This window comes from Candidatus Glomeribacter gigasporarum BEG34 (assembly GCF_000227585.1).
Classification (GTDB): Bacteria; Pseudomonadota; Gammaproteobacteria; order Burkholderiales; family Burkholderiaceae; genus Glomeribacter; species Glomeribacter gigasporarum_B.
Window position 1 is genome coordinate 1 of record NZ_CAFB01000012.1, and the last position, 1,166, is coordinate 1,166.

The 1,166-nt window shown below is 54.5% G+C and carries 1 protein-coding gene; it reads left to right on the forward strand.

The genetic code is table 11. The features are described 5' to 3' along the window. Positions 1 to 827, forward strand: an 827-nt coding sequence (gene serS / locus CAGGBEG34_RS00300) for a serine--tRNA ligase (protein WP_042687106.1), incomplete at its 5' end; no start/stop codon positions are given. Positions 828 to 1,166: the final 339 nt, after the last annotated feature.

The following is a 1,166-nucleotide window of genomic DNA, read 5'->3' on the forward strand; positions in this document are numbered from 1 at the left end:
GCTTCTCAGTGCTGCGCGGGCCGCTCGCGCGGCTGCATCGCGCGCTCGCGCACTTCATGCTGGATGTGCATACATGCGAACACGGCTATACCGAAATTTATGCGCCTTATCTTGTGCATGCCGCGGCGCTGCGCGGTACGGGTCAACTGCCGAAATTCGCCGGGGATTTATTCCACATATCGCCTGTTGCCGCGCCTGAAGTCGCGGAATCCACAGAGGCTTTCTATTTGATTCCAACGGCTGAAGTGCCGCTGACGAATTTAGTGCGCGATATGCGGCTGACTCACGATAGGCTGCCGCTCCAGTTTGTCGCGCATACGCCCTGTTTTCGTTCAGAAGCGGGCAGTTACGGCAAAGATACGCGCGGACTGATCCGTCAGCATCAGTTTGACAAAGTTGAGCTGGTGCACATCGTGCCGCCCGAGTCTTCTTACGCCGCACTGGAGAAATTGGTTGCGGATGCCGAGGCGATTCTGCAAAAGCTCGAATTGCCTTATCGCAAAGTGGCGCTTTGCACTGGCGATCTCGGTTTCGCAAGCGCGAAAACCTACGATCTTGAAGTCTGGTTCCCGGCTCAACATACATACCGCGAAATTTCTTCCTGCTCGAATATGGAAGCGTTTCAGGCGCGCCGCATGCAGGCGCGCTTCCGCACGGCGCAGGGAAAAACCGAATGGGTGCATACCTTGAACGGTTCTGGTCTGGCGGTCGGACGCACGCTCGCCGCGCTCCTTGAAAATGCCCAGAACGCCGATGGCGCCGTGACCATACCGGCGGCGCTGCGGCCTTATCTAGGCGGATTAGAGCAACTTGAGCCGTCCGCATAAACCATGCCGTGCGTTGAGCGCATCGCCTCCTCTGAACTGCAAAACAAATTTACAAAGCATTACAAAACGCTCAAAGCGCGGCGGCTAATATTTCACTCGATGCATAAGTGAAATAAGTAAGCTCAGAAATGCGTTCATCAGCCCTGATTTCCAGTCTATGCGGTGCACTCAGACTGGATTCTGAATAATCAGATCACGCAACCGACTATAGAGAGAATTGAAATGTTCCCTGCCCTTCCCAATTCCCATGTTCCATATGGCACAGGATCTTACGGATTAGATCCAGACTCTTTGAGAAATCAACTTGCGAACGGAATGCCTCTACGGGCTGGCGCCTAC